Genomic DNA, 2,599 nt, shown 5'->3' on the forward strand with positions numbered 1-2,599 from the left:
GGGTGGGGAAGGGGAGGGGCGGGGAAGCCGTAGAACCGTGCGCCTCTCCTCCCACCCCCGCACCCCGGCCCGTTAGGCTCGGCGGCACGCCGTCGCGATCCGTGGGCGCGAGTCGCGGCGAACCACAGGAGGATTCGGTATGTCCATCCAGACCGTCGACGTCGTCTACACCGCCGTCGCCACCGCTGAGAACGGCCGTGACGGCCGCGTCGCCAGCGACGACGGCAAGCTCGACGTGGTCGTCAACCCGCCCAAGGAGCAGGGCGGCAGCGGCGCCGGCACCAACCCGGAGCAGCTCTTCGCGGCCGGCTACAGCGCCTGCTTCCAGGGTGCGCTCAGCGTCGTCGCCCGCCGGGAGAACGTCGATGTCGCCGGCTCACGGGTGACCGCCGAGGTCGGCATCGGCAAGACCCCCGACGGCGGCTTCGGCCTCACCGTCGAGATCTCCGCCAAGATCCCGAACGTCGACGCGGCCACTGCCCAGGACCTCGTGGAGAAGGCGCACCAGGTGTGCCCGTACTCCCGCGCCACCCGCGGCAACATCGAGGTCAAGCTGGCCGTCGCCTGACGCCCGGCGCCGCCGGCGATGCCACACCAGGGGCCGCATCCCGCTACGGGGTGCGGCCCCCTCGGGTAGGTGTGGGGTTTCGGGTGCGGACCCTCGCGTGCGGATCGGGGTAACGGGGCGGCCCTCGGTGTAGGTGCTGGGGTGCGGGGTGTGGCCCCCGGTGTGGGTACTGGGGTGGTGAAGTCGGCCATGGGAACGGGGTTGGGGAGGGAGCCCGGCGTAGGTGCTGGGGTGGCGGCGAGGTCGACCTCGGCGCAGTGGGTCAGCGACGTGTGGCCGCCTGGAGCAGGCACCTGGTTCTGGTCGAAGGTTCGTCAACTCGCGCTATTCTTACGGCGCTTCACCGCGTTCCTCCCCACAGCTCCGCCGGCGGCCGGCCGGTGGGGGCCCTGGCCTCCGGGGCCTGTCCGGAGGAGCGAGGAGGAGCGATGGACGATCAGGACACGGAGCAGGAAAGCGACCGGTGGGCGCCGTCTGACAGATGGCAGGTCGTCATCGGGGTGCTGGGCCTGTTTGTGGCGATCGTCGCGTGTGTGGGGCAGTTCACCCGCTGAGTGCCGGGTCGCCCCAGAGGGTCCGGACACGGCCGGTGCCCGCCGTCGAGGCGGGGCGGTCAACGGGGGAGTGCCCGGGCTCGGCAGGTCCTGCCGTGCCCCCGGCCCGCCACGGCACGGGCCCTGATGTGACGCAGGCAACATGTATGCCGTCTTGACGCACCCGCCGTGTAATCGATTTCGTAGCCCTCGCGCATTCCTACGAAATCGATTACACCTCGATCATGCGAAGCCGGCCCACGGGCCGGTGAGCGATCGCACGGACAGAATGGCAACGGCGCCATGGCGAACATCAAGGATGTGGCAGAGCGGGCTGGAGTCTCCGTCGCCACGGTCTCCCGGGTCCTCAATGGCCGCAGCCCGGTTGCCGAGACCCGGGAGCGGGTGCTCGCCGCCGTGCAGGAGCTGGGCTACCGCCCCAACAACGTCGCCCGCGCGCTGCGCACCGCACGGACCGGCGCGCTCGGCCTGATCATCAGCGATCTCACCAATCCGTTCTTCACCGAGCTGGCCGACGCCGTCGAGGACGAGGCCCGCAGCCTCGGCTACAGCCTGGTCATCGGCAATGCCGGCGAGCGCCCCGTGCAGCAGGACGACTACATCCGCACCCTGCTCGACCGCCGGATCGACGGCCTGCTGGTCAGCTCGGCGGGCACCGGCTCGGCGATGCTGAGCGAGGTCGTCGCCTCCGGCACCCCGCTGGTCCTGCTGGACCGCTTGGTACCCGGCATCGACGCTCCGTGCGTACGCGCCGACGGCCGCACCGCGCTCACCGAGCTCGCCGGCCATCTCGCCGCCCTCGGCCGACGCCGTCCCGCGATCATCGTTGCCCCGGCCGGCACACCGACCGGCGAGGAGCGCCTCGAACTCTTCCGCGCCGCGCTGGCCGAACACGGCCTCGCGCTGCCCGACGAGCGGGTCGGCAGCACCCCTGATCTGCAGCACACCGGCGGCCGGCGGGTGATGAGTGCCCTTCTCGACCTCGCCGAGCCGCCGGACGCGGTGCTGGCCACCGACAACCTGATGGCGCTGGGCGCGATGGACGAACTCCGCGCGCGCGGGCTGCGGGTCCCGGACGAGGTGGCGCTGGTGGTCTACGACGACGTGCCGTGGTTCACCCACACCGATCCGCCGCTGACCGCCATCGCCCAGCCCACCCGCGAACTGGGCCGGGCCGCCGTGCACACCCTGCTGGCCCGGATCGAGGGACGGCCCGCCGATTCGGTACTGCTGCCGGCCCATCTGGTCACCCGTCGCTCCTGCGGCGAGCCGCCCACGCCGTGAGCCGGGCCGGTGCGCTGCCGAGGCCCGCGATCCGGGCCGGCCACGCACCCGCCCCGTAGTCGACAACCATTTCAACCACCCGAAGTCAACGACCGCGCCAGTCCCCCGCCGGGTCAACGCCCGGGCCAGCCACCCGAGTCAACGCCCCGGGCCGACCACACCCACGCCGCCCCCATCAAGCCCCGCACCAAGC

At 72.2% G+C, this 2,599-nt stretch carries 3 protein-coding genes; all 3 read left to right on the plus strand.

Going from position 1 to position 2,599, the window contains the following annotated elements; genetic code table 11:
• Positions 1-139 precede the first annotated feature (139 nt).
• The 3 genes from EST54_RS33640 (at position 140) to EST54_RS33645 (ending at position 2,406) form a co-directional block, all read left to right on the plus strand.
• A complete protein-coding gene (locus EST54_RS33640) occupies positions 140-568 on the plus strand; it encodes an organic hydroperoxide resistance protein (protein ID WP_129251454.1) in 429 nt (142 codons plus the stop codon).
• 428 nt (positions 569-996) lie between these two features.
• Complete coding sequence (locus tag EST54_RS35995) at positions 997-1,122, plus strand: hypothetical protein (protein WP_256331947.1); 126 nt, start codon at positions 997-999, stop codon at positions 1,120-1,122.
• A gap of 282 nt (positions 1,123-1,404) precedes the next feature.
• Positions 1,405-2,406 (plus strand): LacI family DNA-binding transcriptional regulator, encoded by a 1,002-nt coding sequence (locus tag EST54_RS33645; protein ID WP_129251455.1) that lies wholly within the window; start codon positions 1,405-1,407, stop codon positions 2,404-2,406.
• Positions 2,407-2,599: the final 193 nt, after the last annotated feature.

The organism is Streptomyces sioyaensis (genome assembly GCF_004122735.1).
In the GTDB taxonomy this organism is placed as follows: Bacteria; Actinomycetota; Actinomycetes; order Streptomycetales; family Streptomycetaceae; genus Streptomyces; species Streptomyces sioyaensis.